Origin of the sequence: Streptomyces sp. GDS52 (assembly GCF_052246875.1) — a bacterium.
Lineage (GTDB): Bacteria > Actinomycetota > Actinomycetes > Streptomycetales > Streptomycetaceae > Streptomyces > Streptomyces cathayae.
The window spans coordinates 753,121-771,090 of record NZ_CM125966.1 but is presented as its reverse complement, the minus strand read 5'-3'; the positions used below and the strand labels follow the sequence as shown (position 1 = coordinate 771,090).

13 protein-coding genes are annotated in these 17,970 nt (G+C 72.2%); 12 read left to right on the top strand and 1 reads right to left on the bottom strand.

What is annotated here, in order from left to right; all coding sequences use genetic code 11:
• Positions 1 to 2: 2 nt before the first annotated feature.
• The 12 genes from ACTWJ9_RS03515 (at position 3) to ACTWJ9_RS03460 (ending at position 16,407) form a co-directional block, all read left to right on the top strand.
• Positions 3 to 1,052: a substrate-binding domain-containing protein gene (locus ACTWJ9_RS03515; protein WP_279332557.1), complete on the top strand. Its 1,050-nt coding sequence runs from the start codon at positions 3 to 5 to the stop codon at positions 1,050 to 1,052.
• Between the two features lie 80 nt (positions 1,053 to 1,132).
• Entirely contained in the window at positions 1,133 to 2,350 is a 1,218-nt protein-coding gene (locus ACTWJ9_RS03510) for a Gfo/Idh/MocA family protein (RefSeq protein WP_279332556.1), read from the top strand.
• Positions 2,351 to 2,365: 15 nt separating this feature from the next.
• Positions 2,366 to 3,364 carry a sugar phosphate isomerase/epimerase family protein gene (locus ACTWJ9_RS03505; protein ID WP_279332555.1) on the top strand — a complete coding sequence of 333 codons (999 nt, stop codon included), beginning with the start codon at positions 2,366 to 2,368 and terminating at the stop codon, positions 3,362 to 3,364.
• A 269-nt stretch (positions 3,365 to 3,633) separates the two neighbouring features.
• Positions 3,634 to 7,347: a ThuA domain-containing protein gene (locus ACTWJ9_RS03500; RefSeq protein WP_443295183.1), complete on the top strand. Its 3,714-nt coding sequence runs from the start codon at positions 3,634 to 3,636 to the stop codon at positions 7,345 to 7,347.
• Between the two features lie 162 nt (positions 7,348 to 7,509).
• Positions 7,510 to 8,712, top strand: coding sequence for an inositol-3-phosphate synthase (locus ACTWJ9_RS03495; protein WP_443295182.1), 1,203 nt, complete (start codon positions 7,510 to 7,512; stop codon positions 8,710 to 8,712).
• Positions 8,709 to 9,782 (top strand): SCO3242 family prenyltransferase, encoded by a 1,074-nt coding sequence (locus tag ACTWJ9_RS03490; protein ID WP_279332552.1) that lies wholly within the window; start codon positions 8,709 to 8,711, stop codon positions 9,780 to 9,782. The genes ACTWJ9_RS03495 and ACTWJ9_RS03490 overlap by 4 nt, the downstream gene beginning before the upstream one ends.
• A complete protein-coding gene (locus tag ACTWJ9_RS03485) occupies positions 9,779 to 10,741 on the top strand; it encodes a sugar phosphate isomerase/epimerase family protein (protein ID WP_279332551.1) in 963 nt (320 codons plus the stop codon). Before ACTWJ9_RS03490 ends, ACTWJ9_RS03485 begins: the two co-directional genes overlap by 4 nt.
• A gap of 41 nt (positions 10,742 to 10,782) precedes the next feature.
• Positions 10,783 to 11,562 (top strand): EboA domain-containing protein, encoded by a 780-nt coding sequence (locus tag ACTWJ9_RS03480; protein WP_443295847.1) that lies wholly within the window; start codon positions 10,783 to 10,785, stop codon positions 11,560 to 11,562.
• Complete coding sequence (locus ACTWJ9_RS03475; protein ID WP_279337856.1) at positions 11,562 to 12,455, top strand: TatD family hydrolase; 894 nt, start codon at positions 11,562 to 11,564, stop codon at positions 12,453 to 12,455. The genes ACTWJ9_RS03480 and ACTWJ9_RS03475 overlap by 1 nt, the downstream gene beginning before the upstream one ends.
• 3 nt (positions 12,456 to 12,458) lie before the next feature.
• The gene (gene eboE / locus ACTWJ9_RS03470; protein ID WP_387041845.1) at positions 12,459 to 13,628 is read left to right on the top strand and encodes a metabolite traffic protein EboE; all 1,170 of its coding nucleotides are present in this window, start codon (positions 12,459 to 12,461) and stop codon (positions 13,626 to 13,628) included.
• Positions 13,625 to 15,031 (top strand): nucleotide pyrophosphatase/phosphodiesterase family protein, encoded by a 1,407-nt coding sequence (locus tag ACTWJ9_RS03465; protein ID WP_443295181.1) that lies wholly within the window; start codon positions 13,625 to 13,627, stop codon positions 15,029 to 15,031. The genes eboE and ACTWJ9_RS03465 overlap by 4 nt, the downstream gene beginning before the upstream one ends.
• Positions 15,032 to 15,189: 158 nt before the next feature.
• Positions 15,190 to 16,407, top strand: a complete 1,218-nt coding sequence (locus ACTWJ9_RS03460; RefSeq protein WP_279332546.1) for a sugar phosphate isomerase/epimerase family protein — start codon at positions 15,190 to 15,192, stop codon at positions 16,405 to 16,407.
• A 127-nt stretch (positions 16,408 to 16,534) separates the two neighbouring features.
• Here ACTWJ9_RS03460 and ACTWJ9_RS03455 read toward each other — a convergent pair whose 3' ends face one another.
• Positions 16,535 to 17,920 carry an OFA family MFS transporter gene (locus ACTWJ9_RS03455; protein ID WP_279332545.1) on the bottom strand — a complete coding sequence of 462 codons (1,386 nt, stop codon included), beginning with the start codon at positions 17,918 to 17,920 and terminating at the stop codon, positions 16,535 to 16,537.
• Between the last annotated feature and the right edge of the window lie 50 nt (positions 17,921 to 17,970).

Below are 17,970 nucleotides of genomic sequence, written 5' to 3'. Positions count from 1 at the left end.
CCATGCCAGAGCCGACGCCTTCCACGAGCCGCAGAGGACTGCTCTTCGGAGCCGCCGCCGTGTCCGCCGGTGTGTTCGTCACCGGCTGCACCAGCAACGAGCCGAGCGACGCGAAGCCGACCGCCAACGACCAGCCGGTGGCCGACGACAAGCCCGGCAAGCCGGTCACCATCGGCTTCGCCGGACCGCAGGCCGACCACGGCTGGCTCAACGCCATCAACGAGCAGGCCAAGAAGCGCGCCGAGAAGTACTCCGACGTCACCATGGAGACCACCGAGGGCTCCAACGACACCGCCCAGCAGATCGGCCAGATCGAGACCCTCATCAACAAGAAGGTCGACGTCCTGGTGGTGCTGCCCGCCGACGGCAAGGCGCTCACCCAGGTCGGGCTGAAGGCGATGCGGGCCGGCATCCCCGTGGTCAACCTCGACCGCGTCTTCAACACCCCGCAGGCCTACCGCTGCTGGATCGGCGGCGACAACTACGGGATGGGCCTGAACGCCGGGCACTACATCGGCGAGAAGCTCAAGGACACCCCGGACGCCCGGGTCATCGAACTGGCCGGCCTGGACAACCTGGAGCTCACCAAGCAGCGCACCCAGGGCTTCGACGACGCACTGAAGAACTACCCCAACATCAAGAAGGTGGCCCGCCAGGCCGCCGAGTTCACCGTCGAGTCGGGCCAGGCCAAGATGGCCCAGCTCCTCCAGGCGCAGTCGAAGGTCGACGCGCTGTGGAACCACGACGACGACCAGGGCGTGGGCGCGCTGCGCGCCATCGAGCAGGCCGGGCGCGACGACTTCCTGATGGTCGGCGGGGCGGGCGCGCTCTCCGCCTTCGAGGCCATCAAGGCGGACGACGGAGTCCTGAAGGCGACGGTGCTGTACCCGCCGTCGATGGCCGCCTCCGCGATCGACCTCGCCCGCGCCCTCGGCCAGGGCAAGGGGATCGGCGGCCTCGCCGAGTTCGAGATCCCCACCTCGCTGACCTGCTACTCGGCCGTGGTCGACAAGGAGAACGTCGACCAGTACATGTCCACCGGCTTCAAGTGACGAGCCCCGCCCCACGGGCCTGACCAGCCCACCGGGCGGGGCCCACCCCCGCCCGCCGCGACGACGAGGAGGACATCCGTATGGCACAGCCGCAGCAGTCAGATGGGGCAGACGGCGCGGAAACGGGGAAGCCACCCCTGCGCGTCGGCATGGTCGGCTACGCCTTCATGGGCGCCGCCCACTCCCAGGGCTGGCGCACCGCGGGCCGCGTCTTCGACCTGCCGCTGAGCCCCGAACTGGCCGTGATCTGCGGCCGGGACGCCATCGCGGTGCGTGCGGCGGCCGACCGCCACGGCTGGGCGGACACCGAGACCGACTGGCGTGCCCTGGTCGAACGGGACGACGTCGACCTCGTCGACATCTGCACCCCGGGCGACAGCCACGCCGAGATCGCGCTGGCCGCCCTCGCCGCGGGCAAGCACGTGCTGTGCGAGAAGCCCCTCGCCAACACCGTGGCCGAGGCCGAGGCGATGGTCCGCGCCGCCGAAGAGGCCCAGAGGCGGGGCCGGTTGGCGATGGTCGGCTTCAACTACCGCCGGGTGCCCGCGACCGCGCTGGCCCGGCGGATGGTGGCCGAGGGCCGGATCGGCACCCTGCGGCACGTACGGGTGGCGTACCTCCAGGACTGGCTGGTGGACCCCGCGTTCCCGCTGACCTGGCGGCTGCGCCGGGAACAGGCCGGCTCCGGCTCGCTCGGCGACCTCGGCGCGCACATCGTCGACCTGGCGCAGTACCTGGCGGGGGAGCCGCTGGCGGGCGTCTCCGCGCTCACCGAGACGTTCGTCCGCCGGCGGCCGCTGCCCACCGCGCCCGCCGGCGGGCCGACCGCCGTCAACGGCACCGGAACCGGCCAGGTCACCGTCGACGACGCCGCCCTGTTCACCGGCCGCTTCGCCTCCGGCGCCCTCGCCTCCTTCGAGGCCACCCGGTACGCCACCGGCCGCAAGAACGCCCTGCGCATCGAACTCAACGGCGAGCGCGGCTCGTTGGCCTTCGACCTGGAACGGCTCAACGAGCTCTCCTACCACGACGGCACCGAGCCCGGCGCGTACGCGGGGTTCCGCCGCATCCTCGTCACCGAACCCGACCACCCCTACCTGGACGCCTGGTGGCCGCCGGGCCACGGCCTCGGCTACGAGCACACCTTCGTGCACCAGGCCCGCGACCTGGTCCACGCCGTCGCCGACGGCCGCACACCCGAACCCTCCTTCGCCGACGGGCTGCAGGTGCAACGCGTGCTCGCGGCCGTGGAGGAGAGCGCCGAGAAGAACTCCCTCTACACGACGATCGCCGCCTGAGGAGGACGGACACCGATGCCGCGCAACTTCACGCTGTTCACCGGACAGTGGGCGGACCTGCCCCTGGAGGAGGTCTGCCGACTCGCCCGCGACTTCGGCTACGACGGTCTCGAACTCGCCTGCTGGGGTGACCACTTCGAGGTCGACAAGGCACTCGCCGACCCGTCCTACGTCGCCTCCCGGCACCAGCTCCTCGACAAGTACGGCCTCAGGTGCTGGGCGATCTCCAACCACCTGGTCGGCCAGGCGGTGTGCGACGCCATCATCGACGAGCGCCACCAGGCCATCCTGCCCGCCAGGATCTGGGGCGACGGCGAACCCGAGGGCGTACGGCAGCGGGCCGCCGCCGAGATCAAGGACACCGCGCGCGCCGCGGCCCTCCTCGGCGTCGACACCGTCATCGGATTCACCGGGTCGGCGATCTGGCACCTGGTCGCCATGTTCCCGCCCGCTCCCGAGTCGATGATCGACCGCGGCTACGAGGACTTCGCGACGCGCTGGAACCCGATCCTGGACGTCTTCGACGCCGAGGGCGTGCGGTTCGCGCACGAGGTGCACCCCAGCGAGATCGCCTACGACTACTGGACCACCGTGCGCACCCTGGAGGCGGTCGACCATCGGCCGGCCTTCGGACTCAACTTCGACCCCTCCCACTTCGTGTGGCAGGACCTCGACCCGGTCGGCTTCCTGTGGGACTTCCGCGACCGGATCTACCACGTGGACTGCAAGGAGGCCCGCAAACGCCTCGACGGCCGCAACGGCCGCCTCGGCTCCCACCTGCCCTGGGGCGACCCCCGTCGCGGCTGGGACTTCGTCTCCGCCGGCCACGGCGACGTCCCCTGGGAGGACGTCTTCCGCATGCTGCGCTCCATCGACTACCGGGGCCCGGTCTCCGTCGAATGGGAGGACGCCGGCATGGACCGGCTCCAGGGCGCCCCGGAGGCGCTGACCCGGCTCAAGGCGTACGACTTCGAGCCGCCCAGCGCGTCCTTCGACGCCGCGTTCAACAGCTGAACCGCGCGCCCGGCGGCAGGTCGGGGGCGGGGGCCGGAGCATCCGCCGGTCCCCGGCCCGGCATGTCCGGATCCTGCTTTGTCCTGTGTCGGGGAAAAGTTCAACCAGCCCTGACCCAAGGGGTGTTCGTTTCGGAAGAACGCGGTTACCGTCCCTGAAGTGTTCAGGACACCCGCGCCTTCGGGGTGACGACGCACCCCGGCGTCCGCACGCACCGCACGTCTTCGCACTCGTTCCGTACGGCCCCACCCCGTTCCCGGAGGGACTTCGTGCACAGAAGCAGACTCGAACCCACCCACACCACGAGACGTCCCAAACTTCGCACCGCCCTCGCCCTGCTCACCGGCCTGATGCTGGCCGTGGGCACCCCGGCGACCGTCGCCGGCGCCCACCCGGGCCACCCGGAGCACGACGAACCGGCCGCCACCGAGGGGCAGTTCCAGCAGGTGCCGCTCGCCAAGGGCGAGCCCGAGACGGGCGAGCCGATGTCGCTCGCCGTGCTCCCGGACCGCAGCGTCCTGCACACCTCGCGCGACGGCACCCTGCGCCTCACCGACCAGGGCGGCGTCACCAAGGTCGCCGGCAAGGTCCCCGTCTACAGCCATGACGAGGAGGGCCTGCAGGGCGTCGGCATCGACCCGGACTTCGAGAACAACCGGGCGGTCTACCTCTACTACGCCCCGCCGCTCGACACCCCCGCGGGCGACGCCCCGGAGACCGGCACCGCCGCGGACTTCGCGAAGTTCGACGGCGTCAACCGCCTCTCCCGGTTCGTCCTCAACCCCAACGGCACGCTGGACCTGGCCAGCGAGAAGAAGGTCCTGGACGTCGAGGCGTCCCGCGGCATCTGCTGCCACGTCGGCGGCGACATCGACTTCGACGCCGAGGGCAACCTCTACCTGTCCACCGGCGACGACACCAACCCCTTCGCCTCCGACGGCTACACGCCGATCGACGAGCGGCCCGGCCGCAACCCCGCCTTCGACGCCCGCCGCAGCTCCGGCAACACCAACGACCTGCGCGGCAAGCTCCTCCGCATCAAGGTCGCCGAGGACGGCTCGTACACCGTCCCGGAGGGCAACCTCTTCGCCCCCGGCACCGAGAAGACCCGCCCCGAGATCTACGCGATGGGCTTCCGCAACCCGTTCCGGATCAGCGTCGACGAGAAGACCGGCACCGTCTACGTCGGCGACTACGGTCCCGACGCCGGCGCCGCCGACCCGAAGCGGGGCCCGGCGGGACAGGTCGAGTTCGCCAAGGTCACCGAGCCCGCCAACTTCGGCTGGCCGTTCTGCACCGGCGACAACGACGCCTACGTCGACTACGACTTCGCCACCAAGACCTCCGGCGAGAAGTTCGACTGCGACGCCCCGAGGAACACCTCGCCGCACAACACCGGTCTCACCGACCTGCCGCCCGCCCAGCCCGCCTGGATCCCGTACGACGGCGGCAGCGTGCCCGAGTTCGGCAGCGGCTCCGAGTCCCCGATGGCCGGCCCGGTCTACCACTACGACCCGGACCTCGACTCCAAGGTGAAGTTCCCCGAGGCGTACGACGGCGACTTCTTCGCGGGCGAGTTCGGCCGCCGCTGGATCAAGCGGATCGAGCAGACAGAAGACGGCTCCGTCGAGAAGATCAACGACTTCCCGTGGACCGGCACCCAGATCATGGACATGGACTTCGGTCCCGACGGCGCGCTCTACGTCCTGGACTACGGCCTCTCCTGGTTCCAGGGCGACGACAACTCCGGGCTGTACCGGATCGAGAACGCCCAGGACGGCTTCTCCCCGATCGCCGAGGTGGGCGCGGACAAGACCTCCGGCGCGGCCGGCCTCAAGGTCGCCTTCACCGCCTCCGCCAAGGACGCCGACTCCCCGGATCTCACCTACAGCTGGGACTTCGGCGACGGAACCAAGGGCGAGGGCCTCAAGCCCACCCACAAGTACAAGAAGATCGGCACCTACACCGCGACCTTCACCGCCAAGGACCCCGAGGGCAACACCGGCAACGCCAGCGTCCGCATCGTGGTCGGCAACACCGAGCCCAAGGTGACGATCGGCGTTCCGGGCAACGGAGCTCTGGCCGCCTTCGGCGAGCCCGTCCCGTTCAAGGTGACCGTCACCGACCCCGAGGAGAAGGTCGACTGCTCCAAGGTCAAGGTCGTCTACAGCCTCGGCCACGACTCCCACGCCCACGAGCTGACCAGTGAGACGGGCTGCGAGGGCACCCTCAAGCCGCCCCCCGGTGACGGCGGTCACGACCCCAACGCCAACATCTACGGTGTCGTCGGCGCCAACTACACCGACGGCGGGGCGAACGGCCAGGAGGCCCTGACCGGCACCGCGCGCACCGTGCTCCAGCCGCTGCACCGCCAGGCCGAGCACTTCACCACCCAGCAGGGCGTATCGGTGATCGACAAGACCGGCGCCCACGGCGGCAAGACCGTCGGCGACATCCACGACGGCGACTGGATCTCCTTCAGCCCCTACCGGTTCGACGGGCAGAAGAAGCTGACCGTGCGGGCCTCCTCCGGTGGCGCCGGCGGCTTCGTCGAGCTGCGCACCGGCTCGCCCGACGGCAAACTGCACGGCTCGGCGTACATCCCGCCGACCGGCGGCTGGGAGACGTTCCAGAACGTCGACGTGCCGCTGCGGTCCCTGCCGAAGAAGACCACGGAGATCTACCTGGTCTTCCGGGGCGGCGACGGCGCGCTGTACGACGTGGACGACTTCGAGTTCTCCACCCAGCCGTTCAAGGCCGGCAAGAAGGTCCTGGTCTTCTCCAGGACGGCCGGCTTCCGGCACGACTCGATCCCGGCCGGCATCGCCGCCCTCAAGGAACTCGGCGCCCCGGCCGGCATCACGGTCGACGCGACCGAGGAGGCCGGACAGTTCACCACGGCCAACCTCGCCAAGTACGACGCGGTGGCCTTCCTGTCCACCACCGGTGACGTGCTGAACGCCGCCCAGCAGAAGGCGTTCGAGAACTACGTCAAGAACGGCGGCGGATACATGGGCATCCACGCCGCCGCCGACACCGAGTACGACTGGGAGTTCTACGGCGGCCTCGTCGGCGCGTACTTCGACTCGCACCCGGCCATCCAGAAGGCCACCGTGCGCGTCGAGGACCACGACCACCCGTCCACCGCGCACCTGGACGACGCCTGGGAGCGCACCGACGAGTGGTACAACTACCGCACCAACCCGCGTGAGCAGGCCAAGGTCCTCGCCACCCTGGACGAGACGACGTACCAGGGCGGCACCATGAAGGGCGACCACCCGATCGCCTGGTGCCAGAGCTACGGCGGCGGCCGCTCCTTCTACACCGGCGGTGGCCACACCAAGGAGTCCTACGCCGAAGAGGCCTTCCGCACCCATCTGCTCGGCGGTCTGCAGTACGCCACCGGCCAGGTCAAGGCGGACTGCAAGCCCGCCAAGGGCTACCGGGCGATCTTCAACGGCCAGACCCTGGACGGCTGGAAGCAGGCCGGCCCCGGTAAGTTCAACGTCAAGGACGGCACCCTGGAGTCCGAGGGCGGCATGGGCCTGCTCTGGTACCAGGCCAAGGAGCTGACGTCGTACTCCCTCAAGCTCGACTGGAAGATGCGGGGCGACGACAACTCCGGTGTCTTCGTGGGCTTCCCGGCCTCCGACGACCCCTGGTCCGCGGTGAACAAGGGCTACGAGATCCAGATCGACGCCACGGACGCGCCCGACCGCACCACGGGCTCCGTCTACTCGTTCAAGTCGGCGAACACCAAGGCCCGTGACCAGGTCCTGCGTCCGCCCGGCCAGTGGAACTCCTACGAGATCAAGGTCCAGGGCGAACGCCTCCAGGTGTTCCTCAACGGAGTCAAGATCAACGACTTCACCAACAAGGACCCCGAGCGGAGCCTGACCGACGGCCACATCGGCCTGCAGAACCACGGCGCCGGCGACCAGGTCTCCTTCCGCGACATCCAGCTGAAGGAACTGCCCTCCTAGGGCCTTTCGAGAGGCCCTGAGGGCCACCGGAACGGCGGCGGGCGGAGGACGCCGGACCTCCGCCCGCCGTCCCGCCGGGCCCCGTGCCCGGCACCCCGCCGGGCCCTTGCGGGCCCGCTTCCGGCGCTCACACCCGGTTCGCGTACGACAAGGAGGCTGCCCATGTCCGCCGGACCGTCCCTCCCCACCACCCCCGCCCCTTCCCCCGCCCCTTCCCCTTCCCCGGCCCCGCGTTTCGGCGTCTGGCTCGTCGGGGCGCGCGGATCCGTGGCCACGACCGCTATCGCGGGCTGCGCCGCCGTCACCGCCGGACTCCACCCGCCGACCGGCATGGTCACCGAGACCCCCGACTTCACCTCGTGCGGCCTGCCGCCGCTGTCCTCCCTCGTCTTCGGCGGCCACGACACCGTCGACTGCCCGCTGCCCAAACGTGCCGAGCACCTCGCCGCCGGCGGCGTCCTGCCGCACGGCCTGCCCTCCGCCGTGCACGCCGAACTCGTCGCCGCCGACCGGGAGATCAGACCCGGCGGCCCCCTGCCCGGTGACACGGACGGCGGATCGGGCCGCCAGGACGACGAACTGATCGACGTGTTCGCGGCCGACATCCGCGACTTCGTGCACCGCCAGGGCCTCGCGGGCGCCGTCGTGGTGAACGTCGCCTCCACCGAGCCCGCTCCCACCGACGGCTCCCTGCCGCCGAGCTCCCGCTACGCGGCGGCCGCCCTGCGCGCCGGCTGCCCCTACGTCAACTTCACCCCCTCCACGGGCCTGCACCACCCGGCGCTGGCCCCGCTCGCCGAGTCCTCGGGCCTGCCGTACGCGGGCCGCGACGGCAAGACCGGGCAGACCCTGCTGCGCTCCGTGCTCGGCCCGATGTTCCTGCAGCGCGCCCTCGCCGTGCGGGCCTGGTCCGGCACCAACCTCCTGGGCGGCGGCGACGGTGCCGCCCTCGCCGACCCCGCGGCCGCCGCCGCCAAGAACGCCGGCAAGGACCGCGTCCTCGCCGACACCCTCGGCACCACACCCGAGGGCGAGGTCCACATCGACGACGTCCCCGCGCTCGGCGACTGGAAGACGGCCTGGGACCACATCGCCTTCGACGGCTTCCTCGGCGCCCGCATGATCCTGCAGACCACCTGGCAGGGCTGCGACTCGGCGCTCGCCGCGCCGCTCGTCCTCGACCTGGCCCGGCTGACCGTCCGCGCCCGGCAGCGGGGCCTGTCCGGCCCGCTGAGCGAGCTGGGCTTCTACTTCAAGGACCCGGTGGGGGACGGCCCGTCCTCGCTGGCCGAGCAGTACGCGGAGCTGAGGCGCTTCGCGGGGCGGCTGCGGGACGGCACCGACGACCGCGGGGTGCGGCGATGAACCGCCCGGCCGCCCCGACGCGGGACACGCCCGCGTCGGCCGGGGCGGCAGCGGCGGACGGCCCGACCCCCGGGCACGCCGCCCCGCCCCTCCCCGGCCCCGCGCCCCGCACCTCCCGCCCCCGCTCCGGCCGCGCGGGCGCCTGGGCCGAACTGCTGCGGCTGCCCGCGCTGTTCACCGTCCCCGGTGACGCCCTGGCCGGGGCGGCGGCGGCCGGCGCGCGCCCCGGGCCCCGCACCCTGCTCGCCATCGGCTCCTCCCTGTGCCTGTACGAGGCCGGCATGGCCCTGAACGACTGGGCGGACCGCGCCGAGGACGCCGTGGAACGCCCGCACCGCCCGCTTCCGTCCGGCCGCATCCGCCCGGCCGCCGCCCTCACCGCCGCCGGTGCCCTCACCGGCGCCGGACTGGCGCTCGCCGCCGCCGCGGGACGCCCCGCCCTCGCGGTGGCCGCGCCCCTGGCGGCGACCGTCTGGGCCTACGACCTCGCCCTGAAGCACACCCCCGCCGGCCCCGCGGCCATGGCCGCCGCCCGCGGACTGGACCTGCTCCTGGGCGCGGCCGCCACCGGCGGCAACACCCGGTCCGCCCTGCCCTCCGCCGCACTGCTCGGCACGCACACCCTCGCGGTCACGGCCGTCTCCCGCCGGGAGACCACCGGCGGTTCGGTCCTGGCGCCGCTGGCGGCCCTCGCGACGACGGGGGCGCTGACACGACTGGCCGCCCGCCCCACCCGACCCCCGGCAGGCCGGCGGGCAGCAGCCGCCCCCGGCCTGCCGGGCTCCAGCCCGGCCGAGGGCCTGCCCAGGGCCACCGTCGTCCTCGCCACCGCCCTGGGCGCCGCCTACGCCGCCACGGCCGCCCGGCCCTACCTCCACGCCACGCTCAACCCCTCGCCCCCACTCACCCAACGCGCCGTCGGGAGCGGCATCCGGGCCACGATCCCGCTCCAGGCCGCGCTCGCCGCCCGCTCCGGCTCGGCCGTCACCTCCCTGCTCGTCGCGGCCCTGGCCCCGGCCGGCCGGATGTTCGCGAGGAGGTCCGCCATGAGGAAGGTGAGCATCACGTGAGCCGGAACCCGAACGGCGTCCCCTCGCCCCCGCTCCGCTTCGGCTACGGCACCAACGGCCTCGCCGACCTCCGGCTCGACGACGCCCTCGCCCTCCTCGCCGACCTCGGCTACGACGGGGTCGGACTGACCCTCGACCACATGCACCTCGACCCGCTCGCCCCGGACCTCGCCGCCCGCACCCGCCGGGTCGCGCACCGGCTGGACGCGCTCGGGCTCGGCGTCACCGTGGAGACCGGCGCCCGCTATGTGCTCGACCCCCGCCGCAAGCACGGCCCGTCACTGCTGGACCCCGACCCGGACGACCGCGCCCGCCGCGTCGACCTCCTCCTGCGGGCGGTCCGCGTCGCCGCCGACCTCGGAGCGCACGCCGTACATTGCTTCAGCGGCACCCTCCCCGACGGCACGGACGAGGACACCGCCTGGGAACGCCTCGCCGAGACCCTCACCCCCGTCCTGGACGCCGCCGCCACCGCCGGCGTCCCGCTCGCCGTCGAACCCGAACCCGGCCACCTCCTCGCCACCCTCGCCGACTTCCACCACCTGCGCCGCACGCTCGGTGACCCCGAACCCCTCGGCCTCACCCTGGACCTCGGCCACTGCCAGTGCCTCGAACCCCTCCCTCCCGCCGACTGCGTACGCGACGCCGCCCCCTGGCTGCGCCACGTCCAGATCGAGGACATGCGCCGCGGCGTCCACGAACACCTGCCCTTCGGAGACGGCGAGATCGACTTCCCGCCCCTCCTCGCGGCCCTCGCCGCCACCGGCTACCAGGGCCTGACCGTCGTCGAACTGCCCCGCCACTCCCACGCGGGCCCCCACTTCGCGGCCCGTTCCCTCCCGTTCCTCCACGCCGCGGCCCACACCGCCGCGACCACCATCGGCGCCGGCACGGCTCCCGCCCCCGCGCCCCCACCCGGCGATCCCTCCGCCACCCCCGAAGGGAGCAGCACCCCGTGAACCACCCCCGTGCCACCCCGGCCACCCCGGAGGCAGCCACCCTGAGCGGCCCCGAGGCGGCCCCCCGCCCTCCGGGAGCCTCGGCGGCCCCGGCAGCCGACGGCACCACCCCCGCCGCTCCCGCCACCCCGCTCCACCCCGCCGTCACCCCGCTCGCCGAACTGCACCGTTCTCTCTCCGCCCGCCTCGACACGGCCGCTCGCGCCTGGCTGGACCAGGCCCTGGACGAGGCGGCCGGCCGCCCCGGCACCCACGGGCCCATCTCCGTCTGGGAGCTGCGCCTGGCCGAGGCCGGCCGCCGCTGCGGCCCTGCCCACGCCGATGCCGCCCGCGTCCTGATCCTGCACGCGGCCCGCGCCGACCTCGAGGCGCTGACCCGGGTGTACCACCAGGGCACCGCCGACGAACGCCGGGCCGTCCTGCACGCCCTGCCCCACCTCGTGCCCGGCCCCGAGGCCCGCCCGCTCCTCGAGGACGCGCTGCGCACCAACGACACCCGGCTCGTCTCCGCCGCCGTCGGCCCGTACTGCGCCCGGCACCTCGACGCCCACGCCTGGCGGCACGCCGTACTGAAGTGCCTGTTCACCGGCGTCGACGTGGACCGGGTGACGGACCTGCCCCGGCGCGCCCGGGGCGACGGCGAACTCGCCCGCATGCTCGGCGACTACGCCGACGAACGCACCGCCGCGGGCCGCCCCGTCCCGGAGGACCTGCACCGCGTACAGGCCCTGATCCGGCCCGAGTCCGCCACCCCGACGCCCGCCACGGACGACCACCGCGACGCCCGCGACGCCCGCCACCCCCACGGCAAGGAGTCATGATGCGCCTCTTCGACCCCCACATCCACATGACCTCGCGGACCACCGACGACTACGAGGCCATGTACGCGGCGGGTGTCCGCGCCGTCGTCGAGCCCGCCTTCTGGCTCGGCCAGCCCCGCACCTCGCCGGCCTCCTTCCTCGACTACTTCGACGCCCTCCTGGGCTGGGAACCCTTCCGGGCCGCCCAGTACGGCATCGCCCACCACTGCACCCTCGCGCTCAATCCCAAGGAGGCCAACGACCCGCGCTGCACGCCCGTCCTCGACCTGCTGCCCCGGTATCTCGTCAAGGACAACGTCGTGGCCGTCGGCGAGATCGGCTACGACTCCATGACCCCCGCCGAGGACACCGCGCTCGCCGCCCAGCTCCAGCTCGCCGCCGACCACGGCCTGCCCGCGATGGTGCACACCCCGCACCGCGACAAGCTCGCCGGTCTGCGCCGCACGCTCGACGTCGTCCGGGAGTCCGCGCTGCCCATGGACCGCGTCCTGATGGACCACCTCAACGAGACCACCGTCAAGGAGGCCAAGGACAGCGGCTGCTGGCTGGGCTTCTCCGTCTATCCCGACACCAAGATGGACGAGGAGCGGATGGTCGCGATCCTGCGCGCCCACGGCCCCGAGCGGGTCCTGGTCAACTCCGCGGCCGACTGGGGGAAGAGCGACCCGCTCAAGACCCGCAAGGTCGCCGACCTGATGCTCGCCGAGGGCTTCACCGACGACGACGTCGACCGGGTGCTGTGGCGCAACCCCGTCGCCTTCTACGGACTCAGCGGCCGGCTCGCCCTCGACGTCACCGCCACCGAGGCCACCCACGAGGGCAACTCCATCCTGCGCGGCGCGCCCAGGGACGAGCCCGCGCGGGCCGCCGGCGCCCCCGCCGCGGAGGCGTGAGCCATGCGTTTCCGCCACCCCGACGGCTCCACCGTCCACCTGGCCTACTGCACCAACGTCCACCCCGCCGAGACCCTCGACGGCGTCCTCGCCCAGCTGCGGGACCACTGCGAGCCCGTCCGGCGCCGCCTCGGCCGGGACAGGCTCGGCATCGGCCTGTGGCTCGCCAAGGACGCCGCCCACGCCCTGGTCACCGACCCGTCCGCGCTGCGCGGCCTGCGCTGCGAACTCGACCGGCGCGGCCTCGAGGTCGTCACCCTCAACGGCTTCCCCTACGAGGGTTTCGGCGCAGAGGAGGTCAAGTACCGCGTCTACAAGCCGGACTGGGCCGACCCCGAGCGCCTGGAGCACACCACCTCGCTGGCCCGCCTGCTCGCCGGACTGCTCCCCGACGACGTCCCCGACGGCAGCATCTCCACCCTGCCGCTGGCCTGGCGCACCGCCTACGACGGGCAGCGAGCGGAGACGGCCCGCACCGCCCTGCGCACCCTCGCCGAACGCCTCGACGCGCTCCAGGAGCTGACCGGCCGCTCGATCCGCATCGCCCTGGAGCCGGAACCCGGCTGCGTCGTCGAAACCACCCACGACGCCATCGCACCGCTCACCGCGATCGGCCACGACCGCATCGGCATCTGTGTCGACACCTGCCACCTCGCCACCTCCTTCGAAGACCCGCACACCGCCCTGGACGACCTGACCCGGGCCGGTGTCCCCGTGGTCAAGTCCCAGCTGTCCGCCGCACTGCACGCCGAACAGCCCCACCTCCCCGAGGTCCGCGAGGCCCTGGCGGCCTTCGCCGAACCCCGCTTCCTGCACCAGACCCGCACGTCCACCGCCGCCGGCCCGCGCGGCACCGACGACCTGGCCGAAGCCCTGGCCGGCGACACCCTGCCCGACGCGGCACCCTGGCGCGCCCACTTCCACGTCCCGCTGCACGCGGCCCCCACCGCGCCCCTCACCTCCACGCTGCCCGTGCTGAAATCCGCCCTGACCCGGCTCGTCGGCGGCTCGCACCCGCTCACCCGCCACCTCGAGGTCGAGACCTACACCTGGCAGGCCCTCCCGCCCGAGCTGCGGCCCCGGGGCCGCGCCCAGCTCGCCGACGGCATCGCCGCCGAACTCACCCTCGCCCGCGACCTGCTGACGGACCTAGGCCTGAAGGAACTCCCTTGACCCCGGACCCCACAACGGACCGCGCCGCCGACCCCACCCCCCTCCTCGTCCTCGACGTCGTCGGTCTCACCCCCCGTCTCCTCGACCACATGCCCCACCTCAAGGCCCTCGGCCAGTCCGGCTCCCGCGCCCCGCTCGGCACCGTGCTGCCCGCCGTCACCTGCGCCGCCCAGTCCACCTTCCTCACCGGCACCCTCCCCTCCGAGCACGGCATCGTCGGCAACGGCTGGTACTTCCGCGAACTCGGCGACGTCCTGCTGTGGCGCCAGCACAACGGCCTCGTCGCCGGCGACAAACTCTGGGACGCCGCCCGCCGTGCCCACCCCGGCTACACCGTCGCCAACATCTGCTGGTGGTACGCCATGGGCGCCGACACCGACATCACCGTCACCCCCCGCCCGGTCTACTACGCCGACGGCCGCAAGGAACCCGACTGCTACACCCGGCCGTCCGCCCTGCACGACGAACTCACCGAGAAGTTCGGCACCTTCCCGCTCTTCCACTTCTGGGGCCCCGGCGCGGACCTCGTCTCCAGCCGGTGGATCATCGACGCGACCCGCCACATCAACCGCACCCGCCACCCCGACCTGACCCTGTGCTACCTCCCTCACCTCGACTACGACCTGCAGCGCTTCGGCCCCGACGACCCCCGCTCCCTGAAAGCCGCCGCGGACCTGGACGCCGCCCTGGCCCCGCTGCTCGACGACGCACGTGCCGAGGGCCGCACCGTCGTCGCCCTGTCCGAGTACGGCATCACCCGGGTGAACCGGACCGTGGACATCAACCGCGCCCTGCGCCGCGCGGGCCTGCTGGAGGTGCACACGCAGGACGGCATGGAGTACCTCGACCCGATGGCCTCGCGCGCCTTCGCGGTCGCCGACCACCAGATCGCCCACGTCTACGTGCGCCGCCCCGAGGACCTCGACGCCACCCGGGCCGCCCTCGAAGGGCTCCCCGGCATCGACCAACTCCTCGACGACGAGGGCAAGAAGGCGCACCACCTCGACCACCCGCGCGCCGGCGAACTGGTCGCCGTCGCCGAACCCGACGCCTGGTTCACGTACTACTACTGGCTCGACGACGACCGCGCGCCCGACTTCGCGCAGCTCGTCGAGATCCACCGCAAACCCGGCTACGACCCGGTCGAACTCTTCATGGATCCCCTCGACCCGTACGTCAAGGTCAAGGCGGCCACCGCGCTGGCGCGCAAGAAACTCGGCATGCGCTATCGCATGGCGGTCGTGCCCCTGGACCCCACACCTATTCGCGGCAGCCACGGCCGCCTCCCCGCGAGCGACGACGACGGTCCGCTCCTCATCTGCTCCACCCCCCGTGCCGTCGGAGACCGCGTCGCGGCCACCGATGTCAAACAACTCCTGCTCCGGCTCGCCGGACTCGGCTGACACACCACCACGGCTGACGCCCCACCACGACGGACGCACCACCACACAGACGCCTCCGAGATCCAGCGATCCAGCTACGGAGAGTGAAACACACGGCACTGACAACGGCCGGTCCCGGCGGCACCGGAACCGGCCACGACCGAGAAGGCAGGCCACTTGTGACCCCGTACTCCGACCCCTCCCGCACCGAGGCCGTCACCGCCTCGGCCGCCGATGCCCCGGACGAGGGACTGCGCCGCTCCCTGGGCGTGGACCGGCGCCGCTTCCTCAGCACCTGCACCGCCGTGGCGGCCGGAGCCGTCGCGCTCCCCGTCTTCGGCGCCGCCCCCGCCCTGGCCCACGACCGCGGCAGAGACCACGACCACGGGCACGACCACGGCCACGACCGCGGCGGGCAGGTGCTCGTCCCGCCGCACAAGCGCGGCATCATCCTCTACACCGTGCGTGACGCCACCGGCCGCGACCCCCTGTCCACCGACCTGCCCTCCGGCTTCCGCGAGGTGTTCAAGCAGCTGGCCCGCCACGGCTACCGCCAGGTGGAGTTCGCCGGCTACAACCAGCACGCGAACGCACCCGGAGGGGCGAGCCTGGAGTCCGTGGCGGGAGCGAAGCTGCTGCGCCGCTGGCTGGACGACTACGGCCTGCGCGCCCAGGGCAACCACGGCTTCATCCCGTCCTCCTGGCCGCTGACCACGGCGGACAAGGAGACCTTCAAGAAGCACCTGGAGATCGCCAACATCCTCGGCCTGGACCACATGGGCACCGGCGGCGACCCCACCGGCAGCTCCCACCGCGCCGACTGGGACGTGGCCGCCGACAAGTGGAACGCCCTCGGCGCGATCGCCCGCCGCGAGGGCATCAAGCTCTACACCCACAACCACGACGGCGCCTACGGCTTCCTGCTCGACGGCGGACCGCTGGACGACCAGGGCCGGCCGACCCGCAGCTCGGGCATCCGGAAGCTGGAGTACTTCCTCAAGGTCACCGACCCGAAGCTCGTCTGGCTGGAGATGGACATCTTCTGGGCGCATGTCGCCCAGTACAAGTTCCACACGTACACCGCCCACGACGGTTCCACCCGCAGGAACGTCTTCGACCCGGCCGGCCTGGTCGCCCGCCACAACAAGCGCTACCCGCTGTTCCACGCCAAGGACGGCGTCGTCAGCACGACCAACGGCATGGGCTACGAGATGGTGCCCTTCGGAACCGGCGTCATCGACTACACGACGTTCTTCTCCCGGGTCGGGGAGCGGAACTACCGCAACCCGATGGTCGAGGACGACACCGCCCCGAGCGACACCGACCCCGGGCAGTCGCTGCGCGAGGCCAAGATCAGCTACGACAACCTGGCGGCCCTGCGCCGGCGGCGCCGCTGACCGGGAACACGGACCGGGCGGCCCCTCCCGCATGCTGCGGGAGGGGCCGCCCGGTCCGTGTGGACGAAACTCTCGTGCGGTACTCCGCAGCAGGGACGGTATGCGGCGTCGGCGGCGACCGGAGGGGTCAGGCCGTCTCGTCACCGAGCGGCTGCGGGTTCGGGACGATGCGGGCCTTCGGCCGCCCCGGGGGATGCAGGAACACGGCCACGCAACCGGCGAACAGGGAGATCGAACCGGCGAGGATGAACGCGCCCGCGTAGTCCCAGGTGGCCACCACGACGGCGCCCATGCCGGACCCGAGCAGACCGGAGACCAGCTTCGAGGAGTACACCAGGCCGTAGTTGGAGGCGTTGTTGTTCTCACCGAAGTAGTCGGCGGTCATCGCCGCGAACATCGGGAAGATGGCACCGCCGCCGAAGCCGGAGATGGACGAGAACAGCAGGAACAGCGGCAGGTTCCCGATGTTCCCGGAGAACAGGATGCCGTACTGGGACAGCCCGAGGACGATACAGACGAAGATCAGGCACTGCTTGCGGCCGTACCGGTCGGAGAGCCAGCCGATGACACCGCGGCCGGTGCCGTTGACGATCGCCTTCAGGGACATGGCGGTCGCCACGATGCCTCCGGCGAAGCCCGCGTCGTCGCCGAAGGGCACCTGGAAGGCGATGCCGAAGATGTTCACGCCCGAGGTGCACAGCAGGCAGAACCACATCAGCGCCACCCGGCCGGTCCGCCACGCCTCCTTGGGGGTGTACTGGTGCACGGCCGGCGGGTTCTTCTCCAGCGCGCGCCGGGTGCGTGCGTCGGTCGGCTTCTTCAGCGGGTCGATGTCGGCCGGCCACCAGTTCTTCGGCGGGTCCTTGAAGAAGTAGCCGGACACCGCCACCACACCGGCCAGGAACACACCCACGGAGACCAGCACCCACCGGAAGTTGGTGAGGTCCATGAAGCCGGTGAAGAGGAAGACGAACGGCACCGAACCGTAGGCGAAACCGCCGTTCACGAAGCCGGTCTTGCCGCCCTTGCGTTCCGGATACCACTTGGCGACCATGTTCACGCAGGTCGCGTACACCATGCCGGCGCCCATACCGCTGAACATGCCGAAGCCGAGATACGCGACGATCACATGCGGTGCGAAGGCGAGCGAGAGATAGCCCAGCAGGGTACCCACCGCACCGCACATCATCGCCCAGCGGGCCGGCAGCCGGCCGCTCTCCCGCAGTTTGCCCGCCGGGAAGGCCACCGCCGCCTGGAAGAAGACCCAGACCCCCAGCATCCAGAAGATGTGCGCGCTGCTCCACGAGTGAGCCGTGTGCAGGGTGTCCTCGGCGGACGCGAACGCGTACTCCGCCGAGCTGATGCCCATCATGCCGACCCAGGGCAGGATGACCATCCACTTGCGCTTGCGGCCCATGATGTCGACGTCGGTCTCACCGAGGCGGTAGACGCGTCCGTTCGCGTCGGCCACCTCCCGGTAGGGAACCGGACTACGTAGATCAGTCGTTGTCATGTCGTGTTGCACCCCTTGCGTCGAAAGTTCTGGCCAGCGCCCCCTGTCCC

Coding starts and splice junctions, on each gene's coding strand:
- eboE (WP_387041845.1), top strand. CDS start 12,459: ATGCGTTTCCGCCACCCCGACGGCTCCACCGTCCACCTGGCCTACTGC.
- ACTWJ9_RS03515 (WP_279332557.1), top strand. CDS start 3: ATGCCAGAGCCGACGCCTTCCACGAGCCGCAGAGGACTGCTCTTCGGA.
- ACTWJ9_RS03455 (WP_279332545.1), bottom strand. CDS start 17,920: ATGACAACGACTGATCTACGTAGTCCGGTTCCCTACCGGGAGGTGGCC.
- ACTWJ9_RS03495 (WP_443295182.1), top strand. CDS start 7,510: ATGTCCGCCGGACCGTCCCTCCCCACCACCCCCGCCCCTTCCCCCGCC.
- ACTWJ9_RS03475 (WP_279337856.1), top strand. CDS start 11,562: ATGCGCCTCTTCGACCCCCACATCCACATGACCTCGCGGACCACCGAC.
- ACTWJ9_RS03510 (WP_279332556.1), top strand. CDS start 1,133: ATGGCACAGCCGCAGCAGTCAGATGGGGCAGACGGCGCGGAAACGGGG.
- ACTWJ9_RS03490 (WP_279332552.1), top strand. CDS start 8,709: ATGAACCGCCCGGCCGCCCCGACGCGGGACACGCCCGCGTCGGCCGGG.
- ACTWJ9_RS03505 (WP_279332555.1), top strand. CDS start 2,366: ATGCCGCGCAACTTCACGCTGTTCACCGGACAGTGGGCGGACCTGCCC.